Origin of the sequence: Candidatus Desulfosporosinus nitrosoreducens, from assembly GCF_030954495.1 — a bacterium.
GTDB classification, from domain to species: Bacteria; Bacillota; Desulfitobacteriia; order Desulfitobacteriales; family Desulfitobacteriaceae; genus Desulfosporosinus; species Desulfosporosinus nitrosoreducens.
On the sequence record NZ_JAVHUW010000056.1, the window covers coordinates 16,702 to 32,637 of the forward strand.

The 15,936-nt window shown below is 48.6% G+C and carries 15 protein-coding genes; all 15 read right to left on the reverse strand.

Translation table 11 applies throughout. The features are described 5' to 3' along the window. Positions 1–425: 425 nt before the first annotated feature. Positions 426–4,013 carry a chromosome segregation protein SMC gene (smc, locus tag REC12_RS13870; RefSeq protein ID WP_308895409.1) on the reverse strand — a complete coding sequence of 1,196 codons (3,588 nt, stop codon included), beginning with the start codon at positions 4,011–4,013 and terminating at the stop codon, positions 426–428. Next, complete coding sequence (gene rnc, locus REC12_RS13875; protein WP_308895410.1) at positions 4,003–4,779, reverse strand: ribonuclease III; 777 nt, start codon at positions 4,777–4,779, stop codon at positions 4,003–4,005. The genes smc and rnc overlap by 11 nt, the downstream gene beginning before the upstream one ends. A 25-nt stretch (positions 4,780–4,804) precedes the next feature. Beyond that, positions 4,805–6,043, reverse strand: coding sequence for a beta-ketoacyl-ACP synthase II (gene fabF, locus REC12_RS13880; RefSeq protein ID WP_308895412.1), 1,239 nt, complete (start codon positions 6,041–6,043; stop codon positions 4,805–4,807). Positions 6,044–6,056: 13 nt separating this feature from the next. After that, complete coding sequence (locus REC12_RS13885; protein WP_308895413.1) at positions 6,057–7,001, reverse strand: NAD(P)H-dependent flavin oxidoreductase; 945 nt, start codon at positions 6,999–7,001, stop codon at positions 6,057–6,059. Positions 7,002–7,147: 146 nt separating this feature from the next. Then, positions 7,148–7,375: an acyl carrier protein gene (gene acpP, locus REC12_RS13890; protein WP_014828523.1), complete on the reverse strand. Its 228-nt coding sequence runs from the start codon at positions 7,373–7,375 to the stop codon at positions 7,148–7,150. A 38-nt stretch (positions 7,376–7,413) separates the two neighbouring features. Further along, the gene (gene fabG / locus REC12_RS13895; protein ID WP_308895418.1) at positions 7,414–8,157 is read right to left on the reverse strand and encodes a 3-oxoacyl-[acyl-carrier-protein] reductase; all 744 of its coding nucleotides are present in this window, start codon (positions 8,155–8,157) and stop codon (positions 7,414–7,416) included. Position 8,158: 1 nt separating this feature from the next. Further along, positions 8,159–9,094 (reverse strand): ACP S-malonyltransferase, encoded by a 936-nt coding sequence (gene fabD / locus REC12_RS13900; protein WP_308895421.1) that lies wholly within the window; start codon positions 9,092–9,094, stop codon positions 8,159–8,161. Between the two features lie 6 nt (positions 9,095–9,100). Continuing rightward, a complete protein-coding gene (gene fabK, locus REC12_RS13905; protein WP_308895543.1) occupies positions 9,101–10,051 on the reverse strand; it encodes an enoyl-[acyl-carrier-protein] reductase FabK in 951 nt (316 codons plus the stop codon). Continuing rightward, complete coding sequence (locus tag REC12_RS13910) at positions 10,047–11,051, reverse strand: beta-ketoacyl-ACP synthase III (protein WP_308895423.1); 1,005 nt, start codon at positions 11,049–11,051, stop codon at positions 10,047–10,049. The genes fabK and REC12_RS13910 overlap by 5 nt, the downstream gene beginning before the upstream one ends. 41 nt (positions 11,052–11,092) lie before the next feature. Further along, complete coding sequence (gene plsX, locus REC12_RS13915) at positions 11,093–12,073, reverse strand: phosphate acyltransferase PlsX (protein WP_308895425.1); 981 nt, start codon at positions 12,071–12,073, stop codon at positions 11,093–11,095. After that, positions 12,074–12,658 carry a transcription factor FapR gene (gene fapR / locus REC12_RS13920; RefSeq protein WP_308895427.1) on the reverse strand — a complete coding sequence of 195 codons (585 nt, stop codon included), beginning with the start codon at positions 12,656–12,658 and terminating at the stop codon, positions 12,074–12,076. Between the two features lie 260 nt (positions 12,659–12,918). Next, entirely contained in the window at positions 12,919–13,098 is a 180-nt protein-coding gene (gene rpmF / locus REC12_RS13925) for a 50S ribosomal protein L32 (protein ID WP_308895429.1), read from the reverse strand. 32 nt (positions 13,099–13,130) lie between these two features. Continuing rightward, positions 13,131–13,640 (reverse strand): YceD family protein, encoded by a 510-nt coding sequence (locus REC12_RS13930; protein WP_308895435.1) that lies wholly within the window; start codon positions 13,638–13,640, stop codon positions 13,131–13,133. Between the two features lie 77 nt (positions 13,641–13,717). Further along, positions 13,718–14,914 (reverse strand): acetate/propionate family kinase, encoded by a 1,197-nt coding sequence (locus tag REC12_RS13935; RefSeq protein WP_308895437.1) that lies wholly within the window; start codon positions 14,912–14,914, stop codon positions 13,718–13,720. A 154-nt stretch (positions 14,915–15,068) separates the two neighbouring features. Beyond that, the gene (locus tag REC12_RS13940) at positions 15,069–15,851 is read right to left on the reverse strand and encodes a patatin-like phospholipase family protein (RefSeq protein WP_308895439.1); all 783 of its coding nucleotides are present in this window, start codon (positions 15,849–15,851) and stop codon (positions 15,069–15,071) included. Positions 15,852–15,936: the final 85 nt, after the last annotated feature.

Here is a 15,936-nt window from a genome sequence, read left to right on the forward strand (position 1 = left end):
TCCGTTCCCTGATCCGAGCTTAAGATACAAACAGGAAACACGCGATGTCTCTAGGTAAGCAGCCAGCAAAGTTCGGAAAACAACCAGTTTCATTCGACAGAAGGGTCTCTCTCAACTCACGCTCTATCATAAAAGTCGTTCTTACACTCCTGCAGAACAGACGGCGCACATTTATGTGCCGTCTCCCTGACCTCTCCCCGACCCAAGCCCGGGACGCAGCATGACACAAGCGCGACGTCTATACGTAAGCAGCTAGCAAACTCCGTGAAAGCGACCCCAGATACGGGGCGGTGAACACGGATGTTCACCGCCGCCATTGCGCCAAGGACGGCGCATATGGCGGGAACCCCGCTCCCCAAAGAAAGAGCTTGAACGGCTAGTTTGCTCTGCGTCGTATGACTGAGCGCTGTGTCATGCAAGTCCCCTCATGCAAGTCCCTCTTCCCGCTCATGCAACCGCACCGAAAGCAGCTTGGAAACTCCGCTCTCCTCCATGGTAATGCCATATAAGACATCAGCGGATTCCATGGTCCCTTTGCGGTGGGAGATAACCACAAACTGAGTTGAACCTGATAAGCGGTGCAAATATTGAGCAAACCTCTGCACATTGGCGTCGTCCAAAGAAGCCTCAATCTCATCTAAAATGCAAAAGGGGCTTGGCTTAATACGTAAGAGGGCAAACAAGAGAGCAATAGCCGTAAGAGCCCGTTCTCCCCCGGACAAAAGCGAAAGGAGCTGAGGTTTTTTGCCCGGCGGCTGAGCAACAATTTCTACCCCGGTTTCCAACAACTGATCGGGTTCAACTAAAGACAGTTCCGCATTGCCGCCATTGAAAAGCTCTTTAAACACTTCCTTAAACGCCGCATTCACGGCATTAAAGCTTTCCAGGAACCGTTCACTCATGGTCTGGTCCAACTCGTCAATCAATTGCCGCAGAGTCTGGTCAGCCTCCACTAAATCTTTCTGCTGAGCCAGCATAAATTCATGCCTCTCACACAGTTTGGGATATTCTTCAATAGCCGCTTGATTTATAGGGCCAAAGGCCTCAATCTGGCGCTTTAAATCCTGAGCCCTTTTCCCGATGACGGATCGCTCCTCCTGGGTAAGATAAGTTAGAGCATCTCCCCATTCCAGAGAAAATTCCTCAGCCAGACGGACCAATCCTGTTTGAGATTCGGTTTCCCAGCGGACAATCCGCAGGTCGTTGGCATGAAGACGCTGCTCCAGACCATGCACTTTCTGAGTTTGTACCTGGATCTCCTGTTCCAGTTCCTGAATCTTAGCGGATAAATCCTCCCGCTCCTGCCTCCGCGTCATAAGAGAATACTGCGACGCTTCTTGAAGCTTGGTATGTTCCTCTAGGTTCTGCCTCAATTTTAGCTGTTCTTCATCAACAGTCTGACGATTTTTTTGGAGGTTCACTAAGTTTTGTCTTTTTTGTTTAAGGCTTAGCTCATAATCCCGGCGGACCGCCGTGTCCTGCTCCAGCTGTTCCGCACATTGCGTAAGCTCTTGCTCCCACTTGGCCAGACTTACCTTTTCTTTCGTCAGTTGCTCCCGGCACAGCTCTATTTCTTCTGCCGTCGTTTTGGCCTCTTGTTCTCTGCGATTGAACTCTTCGCGCAATTCACGGGATGTCTTTTCCGCCGCTTCAAATTGTTTCACGCTGTTTTTTAAAGCCAGAGTGATTTCGTCGATTTCTCCAACGGTACCTTGGTTTCGTTGCCCCAAGCCCCGCAAATCGCCTTCCAAGCGCCGAGTCTGATTTAAAGAGTTATCATAGGCTGCTTTAAGCATAACTTGGCGGTTTTTGGCCTCATGTTGCCTCTGCATCAGTATTTCCAGGTTTTGCCGAAGGTCACGTTCCAGCTTCTCCAATTCCAAAGCTTCCCGTTCTTGCTCCTGGAAATCCGTTTCCAAGCGGGCTAATTCTGAGCGCAGGGTTTCGATTTCGCGCGCCCTTGCCAGCAGATTTCCGCCTTTGCGCTGAATGCTCCCTCCGCTCAAAGACCCTCCCGGATGAACCTGATCTCCTTCCAGGGTAACAATCCGCAACTTGTACCCCGACGCACGGGCAATCCTCGTTGCGGCATCCATATCCGTGACAACCACAATCCGTCCCAAAAGAAATTCCATGGCCGCTTGGTATTGGCGTTCATATTCTACCAAATCGACGGCAATTCCCATAAATCCCGGATCGCTGGCCACAACCTTGGAAACGGTCATCTTGTTTCCCTGAATCACATCCAAGGGAAGAAATGTAACTCTGCCAAACTGGTGAGCTTTTAAATACGAAATTGCAGCTTTGGCTGAAAGTTCATTTTCAGCCACAACATTTTGCAGCCCGGCTCCCAAAGCAGTTTCTATAGCAATCTCATAGTTTTCCGGCACGGAAATCAGGTCCGCCACTGTCCCGCAAAGCCCTGAACCCTCACGAATTCCTTTTTTCTTCGCCAGCATCACTTCACGAACCCCACGCTGATATCCTTCCAGGGAGTCTTCCAGGGTTTGCAGCGCTTGCAGCCGTGCCCGGGTTTGATCTGTTTTTCTTCTCTGCTGCTGCAATTGTGCAGATTTTTCCTGGCGAAGTCCTTTGAGCTTGTCCAGTTCCGGACGGAGTCTATCCCCTTCATCTTGCAAAACTTGCGCCTGGTCCTGAAGCTCAGCTAAATCCCGTTCCTGTGTTTCCTGGGCTTCTCGCATCATTTGCAGCTCACGCTGTTTTTTTTCCTGCTCCTGCTGAACCTGAAGCAATTGCTGTTCCAATGAAGCTAAAGAATGACGCTTTCCCGTGAGCTCATTCGAACAATTCGCCTGTACCGACATAGCTTGGAAAAGATCAGCCTTTAAACGCTCAATATCTTCAGCTAACTTATTGTCGCGTGCGTCCGCTAATTTTAATTCCTGTTCGGCAACTTTTTGCCGGGATTCCTCCACAGTCAAAGTTAAAACCGCTTGTTTTGCCGCTAAAGTTTTCAGACGCTGCTCCAGTTGATGGAGCTTTTCTTCACCCTCGCTAATTTCCTGGACAAGACGCTCAATTTGCTCCTGAAAGTACTTAGAGCGTTCCAGACGAAGACTTTGTTCATGTTTTAGGGCATTGCAGGCTTGTTCGGCCTGAAAGGCCTCTCCCTGTTTGGATTGAATCTCTTCATCTAACGTTTTTAATTCAACTTTAAGCTTCTGGTCCCGGCTTTCTATTTGCCTCAAAATCGTTTGAGCCTCAATTAAATCCAATTGTGCAGTTTCCGATTCTTGAGTTGCCGCCGCCAGTTTCTGCTTGACCTCCGAGACATCCAGAACAATAGTCTGAATCTCCAAAGACTTTTGCTCAGCCATGAGAGCGAGACTTCGTTCGGCCGCTTGGGCTTGGGCAGCCAGAGGAACCAATTGTCCCTCGATCTCTTGGATAATATCTCCAAGACGTTGAAGATTCGTGTTCGTAGCATCAAGGCGCTTTAAAGCTTCGCGCTTCCTGTAGCGATATTTCGTGATCCCAGCCGTCTCTTCAATCAACGAACGACGTTCTTCCGATTTAAGATTTAAAATTTCCTCAACCCGCCCCTGCCCAATGATCGAAAATCCTTCCTTGCCGGCGCCGGTATCCATGAATAGTTCCTGAATATCCTTCAGGCGGCAAGAAGCTTTGTTAATCAAATATTGCCCTTCTCCATCGCGATAAACGCGCCGGGTTATGGTCACTTCACGGAAATCCAAAGGAAAGATTCCCGATTCGTTGTCAAAAATCAAAGAAACTTCAGCCATACCAACCTGTCGGCGCTGAGTACTTCCTGCGAAAATTACGTCTTCCATTTTCGAGCCCCGGAGACTTTTAGCGCTCTGCTCTCCTAAGACCCAACGCACAGCATCGGCAACATTGCTTTTTCCGCTTCCGTTGGGCCCCACGATAACGCTTAAACCATGACCTAATTCCAGCTTGACGCGATCGGCAAACGATTTAAATCCTTGAATCTGAATTTCCTTCAAGAACACGGGGAAATTCTCAGGACTCATCGTTTTCTCTCCCCCAGTTCTCCAGGACCTGCTGGGCGGCATGCTGTTCCGCTTCCTTTTTGGTGCGGCCTATCCCTTTGCCCATTAAATTTCCCTGCAGAAAAACTCCAGCTGTAAACGATTTATTGTGATCAGGTCCTTCTTCAACTAAAATCTGATAACTCACTTCAATTTCTTCACGTTGAGCTTTTTCCTGCAGCATTGTCTTATAGTCACCGTAATTACCCTGGGCAACCTCCTCAATAGATGACTTTAACATTTCCAGAATGACACGGCGCGCTTCCTGGAATCCATACTGTAAATAAATCGCCCCGATGACGGCCTCCCAAGCATCTGCTAAAATGGAAGGCCTTTCCCGCCCTCCGGAAACCTGTTCTCCTTTGCCCAGCAAAAGCTCCTGACCCAAGCTAATATCATGGGCCTTGTGGGCCAAGGTTGTTTCATTGACAACGGCGGCCCGCATCTTAGTGAGTTCTCCTTCCGGGCGATCCGGATAATTAAGATACAGATACTCCGCGATCACAAAATCCAAAATCGCATCACCTAAAAACTCCAGCCGCTGGTTATTTTCCCGGCCAAATTGAGGGTTTTCAAAAAGATAGGAAGGGTGCGTCAGGGCAGTAATAAAGAGTCGATTGGGAGGAGTATCCAGTCCCAATCGTTTTGCCAGATTAAGTCCTAATTCTTTCTTACTGGGAGAAAACCCATACTTTCTTCGTCCCGCTTTTCCCTCGGACTTCATAGAATTATGGTTCTTTTGCACCATTTATATAGATCTCCTTACCTTCTCATTAGGCAAATTTCTTTAGGACAATGGTAGCGTTATGTCCCCCGAACCCTAAGGAATTGGACAGCGACGCCTTAACCTCTTGTTGGCGTGAAGTATTGGGGACATAATCCAAATCACACTCCGGATCGGGTTCTGCGTAATTTATCGTGGGCGGAATTGCCCCGCGCTGAATGGCCAGAGCACAAATGATAGCTTCAATGGCTCCTGCAGCCCCCATTAAATGCCCGGTCATGGACTTCGTCGAACTTATGGCCAGCTTGGAAGCCGCGCCGCCGAAAACTGACTTAATAGCTGCTGTCTCAGCCGAATCGTTAGGGCCGGTTCCGGTCCCATGAGCATTGATATAATCAATCTCCCGGACATTCAGGCCGGCATCGTCGATCGCCATTTGCATTGCGCGAACTGCACCTGTGCCTCCCGGAGCCGGAGAAGTAATATGAAAGGCATCCGACGTACTGCCATACCCCGCCAGTTCGGCATAAACCCGGGCGCCCCGCGCCTCGGCGTGCTGCAAAGATTCTAAAACCAGAATACCCGCACCTTCGCCCATGACAAAACCGCTGCGCCGCTTGTCAAAGGGCCTGCAGGCCTGTTCCGGATTTTCCTTTTCTGTCGACATGGCCTTCATGGAGCAGAATCCGGCAAAGGCTAAGCTGGTGAGCGGGGCCTCGGTGCCTCCGCATAAGACAACGTCAGCCTCTCCCCGCTGAATAATCCGCAGCGCTTCTCCAATGGCATTGGTCGCTGAGGCGCAAGCTGTAACAATCGTCATGCTCGAGCCTTGCAGGCCAAACTCAATGGACAAATGACCGGCTGCCATATTGCTGATCAACATAGGAACAAAAAACGGGCTGACCCGACCGCTTCCCTTACTCATAAGGACCTCTTTTTGCTCCTCAAAGGTTATAACTCCTCCAATCCCGCACCCCAACACAGCTCCGGCCCGTTCCTTATTCACCTGCTCGAAATCAAGTCCGGCATCTTGAATAGCAAGTTTAGCGGCGGCAATGGCAAATTGGGCGAAGCGGTCCATATGCCGGCTCTCTTTTTTGTCGATCCAATCCGTGGGTTCGAAGTTTTTCACTTCTGCCGCCACTTTTGTCGATAAACTTGACGTATCAAAACGCGTTAACGGCCCGATTCCCGATTTGCCCTGTATTAGATTATCCCAAAATTCTTCAAGATTATTGCCCACGGGAGAGATAACCCCCATGCCCGTAATAACTGCGCGCTGTTTCATAGCCCTTCCTCCTTTATGCCTGCTCAATACCTTCTCTAATATCTTCAAAAATGTCGTGAACCGAACGAACATCCTTAATTTTGTGAATCTTAGCGCCGGAAAAAATCAGACCCTCTTGCACATCGCCCTCTTGGGCTTTGACTAAACGATTCATAATGCAAAAATTCCCTTCACAATGTTTGAGACAAAGATTGCATACTTTCGGCTTCAGATTCTCGTGAGCTTCAAGTGCTTTAGTAAAAGGATTTCTGATTCCTCTGCCCGGCAAACCCACCGGACTGTGAATGATGACAATGTCCTCTTCCGTTGCCTTCAGCATTTCCTCTTTCCATTCTTGGGCTGCGCCGCTCTCCTCACTGAGGGCGAAACGAGTTCCCATTTGCACACCATCAGCACCAAGTTTGAGCATTTCTGCCACTCCCCGGCCGTCAATGACTCCACCTGCGCCTATTACGGGGATATCCACAGCCGAAATAACTTCAGGCAGAATGTCGTGGATGGAACGATCCGTTCCCAGATGCCCGCCGGCTTCCGTTCCTTCCACAATCACGGCGGCCGCTCCAAGCTTTTCAGACAGCTTCGCGAGCTTAGCTGTGGAGACAATCGGAATGACGGGAATGCCCTTTTCCTTTCCCCACGTAAACATATCTCTGGAGAACCCCGCTCCTGAAACTAAAAGATCAATTTTTTCTTCAAAAGCGGCATGGACTAACTGAGCAAATTCACGAACTGCAAACATGATGTTGACTCCAATAATCCCTTTGGTTCGCCGTCGGGCTTCGCGAATTTCAGCGATCAATTCTTCCACCGACAAGCCGCTTCCGGCAATAAGACCAATTCCGCCCTCTTCAGCCACTGCCGCAGCAAGTGGAGCCATAGATATTCGAATAGCCATCCCGCCTTGAATGATCGGAAATTTGGCTACTAAATCGGCAATACGAAGTTCGGGTATTTTCACAACGTTTCCTCCCGTCAGGGTTATCCCCCTCTACCTTACATGAGCTAATCTATTTAAATTTTCTCCAAAGTTACGTTGCTTTGGGGAAAAGTGATTCCTTAATAGAAAGTCCCGCAACTGTGTACGGGACCTTTTGAGATTTAAGATTATTTGTTTTCTTTGATGTAGTTTACCGCATCCCCGACTGTCCGGATTTTTTCTGCTTCTTCATCCGGAATATCCATATCGAATGCCTCTTCCAGAGCCATAATCAATTCAACGATATCCAAAGAATCCGCATTCAGCTCTTCAAAGGAGGTCTCCTGGGTAACGGTTGCTTCGTCTACCCCAAGCTGTTCGACGACGATGGCTTTCACTTGCTCGAAAACTCCCATAGTGCTTCTTCACCTCCTCTCACAGATTAACTCATGACTTACATTTCCATACCACCATCAACACATACGACTTGCCCCGTTATGTAAGCTGATTCTGGAGATACTAAGAATCGGACAACTTTGGCGACATCTTCCGGTCTGCCTAACCGGCTTAAGGGAATTCTTTGAGAAATCTCATGTTGCACCCCTTCAGGTAATGTTTCCGTCATATCCGTACAAATATACCCCGGCGCGACGACATTGACTCGAATTCCCCGAGAGGCTAACTCTTTGGCTGTCGATTTAGAGAAGCCAATGATTCCGGCTTTGGCCGCCGCATAATTGGCTTGACCCGCATTGCCGGACAAACCCACGACGGAAGAGATGTTGACGATAGCTCCTGACCGTTGTTTGAGCATTCCCTTGCTGACCGCCTTGGTACAGAGAAAAACTCCTTTGAGATTGGTTGACAACACGGCATCCCAATCCGCTTCTTTCATGCGCAGCAGCAAGCCATCCCTGGTTATACCGGCATTATTGACGAGAATATCAATTTTCCCAAAATGATCAAGGGCAGTCTGCACTAAACGGTCCACTTCTGCCGCTTGACTGACATCAGCTTGAACGGCAATGCCTTCCCCTCCGGCTTCACGAATCATGGAAACGGTTTCCTCCGCTTTTTCGGAGCGGCCCGCATAATTGACAACGACCTTTACGCCCGCCGCAGCTAACTCCAAAGCGATAGCGCGCCCGATTCCTCGACCACTCCCCGTTACGATAGCCACGCTCTCATTCAGCACCATTTTAACGACTCTCCTTCAAATATGCAAGTGACTTTTCCAAGCTCTCCGCATTCTCGACACGAAGAAGATTGACATTCGGAGCAATTTTTTTCACTAGCCCCGTCAAAACTTTACCCGGGCCACATTCTACAAACGTATCGACACCCAAATCAAGCAGATGGCGAATAGACTGTTCCCAGCGCACAGGTCCGCTGACTTGTGCGACCAAGGACGGCACAATGCGCTCAGAAGCAACAACCTCACGAGCATCAACATTGGCAATCACCGGACAGCGCAGGGGGTTCCACCGCACATCCGCCAACACTTGAAGAAGCTCTTCTCCCGCCTTTTTCATGAGAGCCGAATGAAAGGGGCCACTTACGACAAGCGGCACGGCCCGTTTAGCTCCCAGTTCCTTAGCCGCCTCCATAGCTGCCGTCACTGCCGGCATTTCGCCCGAAATAACCACTTGACCGGGACAGTTAAAGTTTGCCGGAGCGACGACACCCAACTTTGAAGCGCGCTGACAAGCCTCCTCCACTTTTTCCGCGGAAAGACCTAAAATCGCCGCCATGCCGCCTCCTGTCGGAACCGCCTTCTGCATAAGCTCCCCGCGGCGTCTCACAATACGAAGCGCCTCAGCTAAGCTTAAGCTGCCCGCAGCAACATGGGCGGAATACTCTCCGAGACTATGTCCCACGACATAGTCGGGCTCAACACCGGCTTCCTGAAGTTGCAGCCAAGCTGTGACACTGACGAGCAATATCGCCGGCTGAGTATTTGCCGTCTGTTGAAGTTCTTCTTCAGGCCCATTCTCGATAAGTTCCAGGAAAGGCCTCCCGAGAACCTCGCCCGCCAGGTCAAAAGCCTTTTGGCCGCTGGAAGTCAGGAATAAGTCCTTGCCCATCCCCACATATTGAGAACCCTGTCCGGGAAACATCAAAGCCAGTTTACCCACTCAGCCTCACCTCTTTCCGAAGAAGGCCGTAAGACGGCAGTATTCTCTTTCTGCGGACTGCATGACATCCTGAACGATCTGAGCGGCGGGTTCAATCTTTTTAACCGCCCCGGCGATTTGCCCGGCCATAAGCGAACCGTTTTCCAAATCTCCGTCCACCATAGCTAAACGCAGTCTTCCCTGGCCCATTCTTTCGAGTTCCGCAGCATCCATGCCTTCTTTTTCATGTTGTTCGAATTCCCGGGTAAAATGGTTATCGATGCAGCGAACCGGGTGTCCTGTCGAGCGTCCCGTTATAACCGTAGAACGATCTTTGGCTTTAATAATCTTGTCCTTGACCAGAGGCGAAATCATACATTCTTCGGCACACATAAAGCGAGTACCCATTTGTACTCCTTCCGCGCCAAGAGCCAAAGCAGCGACCAGCCCCCGGCCATCCACAATCCCGCCGGCAGCAATCACCGGGATTTTCACGGCATCAACAACCTGAGGAATTAAGGGCATGGTGCTTATTTCCCCAATATGTCCGCCGGATTCCATCCCTTCGGCAATGAGCGCATCCACCCCCACCTTCTCGAGACGTTTAGCCAAAGCAACCGAAGCAACTACGGGAATTACTTTCGTGCCGATTTCTTTAAGACCCGGCACATATTTTCCAGGATTTCCCGCACCAGTGGTAATCACAGGAACCTGCTCCTCCAAGATTACCTGCATCACCTCGTCTACAAAAGGAGACATCAGCATAACATTTACACCAAAAGGCTTTTGCGTAGTTGCCTTTACTTTGCTGATTTCCCGGCGCAGCCAGTCCGCCGGAGCTTGCCCTGAACCAATAATCCCCAAAGCGCCGGCTTCTGAAACCGCGGCCGCTAATTCTCCGGTGGCCACCCAGGCCATCCCTCCTTGGAAAATAGGGTATTCAATTCCCAACAACTCACAAATTCTTGTTTTTTTAATCATGCATTTTTCCCACTTTCGTCCATTTCAAAACACAGGCTCCCCATGTCAGGCCTGCCCCGAAGCCAACCATGACAATAATGTCCCCTTCGCGAAGACGTCCTGCTCTAACGGCTTCATCCAAAGCCACAGGAATAGAAGCGGCGGACATATTCCCATACCTGTCCAGATTAACAACCACCCTCTCAGGGGAAATTCCTAAACGTTTAACCGAAGCTTCGACAATTCGGATATTTGCTTGATGGGGAATCAGCAAATCGACCTTCTCTTTGGTCAATCCCGCCTTTTCCAAAACATTTACGGATACGTCGCCCATAATCCGAACGGCAAATTTATAGACTTCTTTGCCTTCCATCTGAATGGTGTGCAGATTCTTCTCGACCGTTTCCCGGCTGGCCGGGTATCTGGACCCTCCGGCCGGTTGAGTTAACAGTTTTCCGCCTGAACCGTCGGAACCCAATTCAAAACTAAGAAAACCGTATCCTTCCTCCACGGGCCGCAAAACCGCCGCTCCCGCTCCATCACCGAAAAGAATACAAGTTGAGCGATCCTCCCAGTTGATAATTTTACTCAATGTTTCCCCGCCAATTACGAGAGCTGTTTTATATAGCCCTGTGGAGATAAACTGGCTTGCGGCCGTCACTCCGTAGATAAAGCCTGTACAACCCGCCTGCAAATCAAAAGCGGCGGCATTTTTAGCGCCCAGGCGGTCCGCAATGATACAGGATGTTGAGGGAAAAGCGTGATCTCCGGTAACGGTTGCGACAATCACAAGATCAAGCTCTTCAGGCTCGATTTTGGCATCTGCCAAAGCTTTTAACGCCGCTTGATAACACAATTCCGACACCGGCATGCCTTCGGGAGCGATATGCCGTTCTTTGATCCCTGTCCGAGTGACAATCCACTCATCGTTCGTGTCCACAAGTTTCTCCATATCGGCATTCGTTAATACTTTGTCAGGTACATACGACCCGGTCCCTACAATTCCTACACTTCTCATTGCCTCATGTCCCCTCTGTTTATTATTTAACCTTTTCTTCACTATGGCAAATTTCCTTGAATCTGTTCGATCAAGCGAATTTGCACACATTCCCGGGCTACTCGAATGGCATTAAAAATCGCTTTGTTTTTCGAGCTGCCATGACAGATAATGCTTATCCCGTTAACCCCCAGCAAGGGGGCGCCGCCATATTCGGCATAATCCATCATTTGGGCAATTTCCTTCAGACCCGGCTTTACGGCCAGAGCGCCCAGTTTGCGAACCGCTGTTGAAGTGATCTTCTCCTTAATCTGCTCGAACAAGACTCCGGCCAACCCTTCCGCCGTTTTGAGCAAAACATTGCCCACAAATCCTTCACAAACTACCACATCGGCGCGGCCATAAGGAACGTCCCGTCCTTCAACATTGCCCAAGAAATTGAGAGGGGCTTTTTTCAGCAGGTCGTAGGCCTTTTGGGTTAAGTCATTGCCCTTGCCTTCTTCACTGCCGATATTTAACAAACCCACCTTTGGCTTCGGAATCCCTAAGATTTTTTCTGCGTAAACACTGCCCATTAACCCATACTGGCAAAGTTGCTCCGGCGAGGCGTCCAGATTAGCTCCCACATCAAGAATTAACTTTCCGCCCCCGGCTGTGGGCAAAACCGTGGCGATAGCAGGCCGCTCTATCCCTTTAATCCTTCCCAGACCTAACAGGGCCGCGGCCATTTGCGCTCCGGTACTCCCGGCACTGACAACGGCGTCAGCCTCCCCCTGTCTGACTAAGCGGGTAGCCACCACGATCGACGAATCTTTCTTTTTTCGCACAGCATTGGCCGGATGTTCATCCATTTCCACGATTTCGGAAGCCTCAACCAACGACAGATTTGAGGGCAAAGAATTTGGCAGGAAGGGCTGAATCCGCGTTTTTTGCCCAACCAGCTTAAGGTCTACCTCAGGGCTTGCTGCCGCCGCCTTCAGAACCCCTTTAACGATTTCTTCAGGGGCATAATCCCCACCCATGGCATCCACGGCAATTCTCATCTACTCCATCTCCGTTTCCCGTACATCCTCTCGATCCTTGGCAAACAGGACCCAATTTCCTCGCAGTATAGCCTCGGTGTTAACCATCAACACGACATCAACCCAATATTTGTCTCCTTTTCGTTTGGCAACCCTGCCTTCGGCAACAACAAGCTCGCCTAACTGAACCGGCCGGATAAACTTAAGTTCCACACTCCCCGTCAAGGCCATGGGAGCATCCACTAAAGCGATGGCTAAAGAGTTGGCTTGCGCAAATAAATAATGCCCTCTGGCAACCCTTGCTTTGGACAAAACCATAGTCTCTTCGATAACCATTGTCGAACAGGCTCTCTCCCCGATCACCAGTTCCTGAAGTTCTCCGATCACTTCCTGATCATCCAAGGACTTCAAGGTGGAGTAGGCTTCCTGAGCAAAAACCTTCGTGCGTTCCCTCACTTCGGGAATTCCCAACACGCCGCGGTCCAAACGAATGGTCGAAACACTCACCTTAAATCGCCGGGCAAGTTCTTCATCCGTAAAAAAAGGATGCCTGGTTAATTCTTCCTCCAGAATTCTGCGCCGCTCATCTTTACCATATCGAACCATCTATAATCACCATATCTTTTTACCTCGAAATTATTGTCACCCGCTAAAAATCAGTTGAGGTTCGTCTATAGATTCTTAAACATCACTCAAATGAATTGTGACCTGGTCACAATTATAAACTATCTCTTGCTCTATTACAAGAAATTACCCTGTCGAAATAAAAAGCTTAACTCCTAAAAAATTAGCCGGCGCGGGCCGGAGCCTAAGAAAACAAAAAAACAAAGAATCCTAACTTAGAATTCTTTGTTTTCTGCTAAACCTTAAGCTTCTTGCGAGATCACGACTTTGGAATTATAATATCCGCAGTTCGGGCATATATAGTGAGGCATTTTCGGTTTATGGCATTGGGGGCATTCAATGTGGTTTGGTGCAGTGATTTTCCACATAGCCCGACGTTTACGTACTCTGGATTTTGATTGGCGATGTTGCGGAACACCCATAATTACACCCCCTTTAGGTTCTCGAAAATTGATTAGTCCTGAGAATGCCAATTAGCCAAGGCAGCAAATCGAGGATCAACGACATCCTCTTTGCACGAACACGAGGTTAAATTTAGATTTGCGCCGCAGGTCAGGCATAACCCCCGACAGTCATCCGAACAAACAAACTTCATTGGTAACGCTAACACAATTTGCTCAAAAATGCGCTGACTGATATCAACGTCATCCTTTTCTAAAAGAAGTGCAGACTCCAGCAATTCCTCCGTTGCTTGCGCCGGAAAAATCCATTCATCCTGGTAGGGCAACTTAAGAGGATATTTGAACGGTTCCAAGCACCGTCCGCATATTACGTTCAGTTCCGTCTCAATTGTTCCGCTGACCATTACCGCTTTATTGGTGTTGGTTACCTGAAGTTGTACGTGTACAGGCGCTGAGAAAGAGAGTGCTTCTGCTCCTAAATCAAACGAGGAAAAATCTTCCATTAAGTCAAAACGGACACTTTCACCAGATCTGTAACGGACCTGAGTGACATTCACTTTCATCTTAACCACCTCAATACACATACATCATTATAGTTGGCACATTTTTCTTTGTCAAGGAAAACTCTTTACAAGCAAAATCACTTCGCTGTCAGTTCCTGTGCCTCCAAAGCAATCATGAGTTCTTCATTGGTCGGAATAACTAAGACCCGGCAGCGGGCATCGGTTTTGGCAACGTCAACTTCTTCGCCGCGAACCTTGTTTTTCTCCAAATCAAGTTTAATTCCGAAATATTCCATATTGGCACAGATCGCAGCCCGCGTGCTGGCGGAATTTTCTCCTACCCCTGCTGTAAAGATAATCGCGTCGACCCCGCCTAACACTGCCGCATAAGCTCCAATAAATTCCTTGACATCATGGGCAAAAATATCCAAAGCTAATTTAGCGCGGAAATTTCCATGTCCTGCCGCAACTTCGATGTCTCTGAAATCACTGCTCACCCCTGATACTCCTAAAGCGCCGCATTTAGTGTTTAAAAAGTCATTCATTTGGTCGATAGTAAAATTCTCTTTACACATAATATAAGTAACAATAGCCGGATCTAAAGCGCCGGAGCGAGTTCCCATCAGCAAGCCATCAAGGGGAGTAAAACCCATGGAAGTTTGAATAGACTTTCCACCCTTAATCGCGGCAATCGACGCCCCGTTGCCTAAGTGGCAGCTAATCAATTTCAAATCCTTGAGAGGTTTTTGCAGAAGAATAGCCGCCCGCTGACTGACATATTTGTGGGACGTCCCATGAAAACCGTATTTCCGAATGCCGTATTTTTCATAAAATTCGTAAGGCAATCCATAAATATAACTATCTGGTTTCATCGATTGATGAAAAGCAGTATCGAAAACAGCTACTTGAGGAACTCCAGGCATTAGTTTCTGGCAAGCTTTGATACCTGCGATATTCGGCGGATTGTGTAAAGGCGCCAGTTCTATACATTCTTTAAGGGCCTTCATAACAGCCTCGTCAATAACTACCGAATTGGCAAACTTTTCTCCTCCATGAACGACCCGATGGCCGACAGCATAGATTTCACTTAAGTCTTTGAGAGCACCATATTCTGGTGATACTAATGCCTTAAGGACAAGTTCAATGGCTACCGTATGGTTCGGAATGCTCGCTTTGATAACTTCTTTTTTTCCAGAACCTGTATTATGCGTAAGGACTGATCCCTGCAGGCCGATTCGTTCAACAAGTCCTTTCGCAATGGGGTTTTTCGTATTCATATCAATAGCCTGATACTTTAGAGATGAGCTCCCACAGTTGATTACCAGAATTTTCATTTCTTATCCCCTTTGTGTTTTCCAGTCCCCTTGATTCTCTTTTTCAGATACTCATAGTTTGCCCAGAAAACTTTTATTTTTTTCTGAATTTATAACTCCATATCTTTCCACCCAACTAAAATTTGTTTTTCACTAAGTGAGTGTACACAGTTTTTTAGGAGATTTCAACCCCTATCTCCATTATTCTTCTAATTTCAGAAGATTGCGCTAAAGCTTCACTGCGGCCTAACTGAATCGCTTCTTCTGCTCGATCAAACTGAAAGCTTCCAATATGTCCAATATCCGGTTGAATTAATAAGTCGGAATCTGCGCAATGGAGGCGAAATACTTCATCTTCGAGAATCTCCACCGACTGAAGCAAGATATCCATAGCACTGGTCAGTTTCGAAGCAAATCCTCTTCTTACGTCAACTGCCAGAATTTTCTCCGCGCCCATGCTGCGGGCTATATGTACCGGTAAGCGGCTTTTTACGGCACCGTCAACCAGAAGCCGGCCCTGGTAATGATAAGGTTTAAAAAAGCCTGGGATGGAAATACTCGCCCGGACCGCCTGGGCAACACTTCCCTCGTTTAAAACAACCAGTTCTCCATTCTCAAGGTCTGTGGCTACGACCGCTAAAGGTATTTTTAAATCAACAAATTCCATATCCCTGGTTAGCAAGCGCAGAACTTCAAGTATCCTGTCTCCCTTGACCAATCCTTCTTTCGAGACTGTCGGATCCAGAAGCTTTTTCGAAAAGCCGGGATAGGTTAAAAGCCGTTCGATTCTGTAAAGATCTAACCCGGCGCACCACAAAGAGCCGAATATCGCACCGGCGCTGCATCCGACGACCATATCAATCTTCATTTTAAGCTCCTCAAGGACTTGCAGAAATCCCAAATGAGCAAATCCTCGCGCCCCGCCGGCCCCTAACACCAGCCCTCTCTTAGGACTCATTACATTTCCTCCCTATTTTAGACTTCTAGAGCCTGGCATTCTTCCATATAAATTATGAAAGAGGATGGAGGAAGGTGCTTGTATC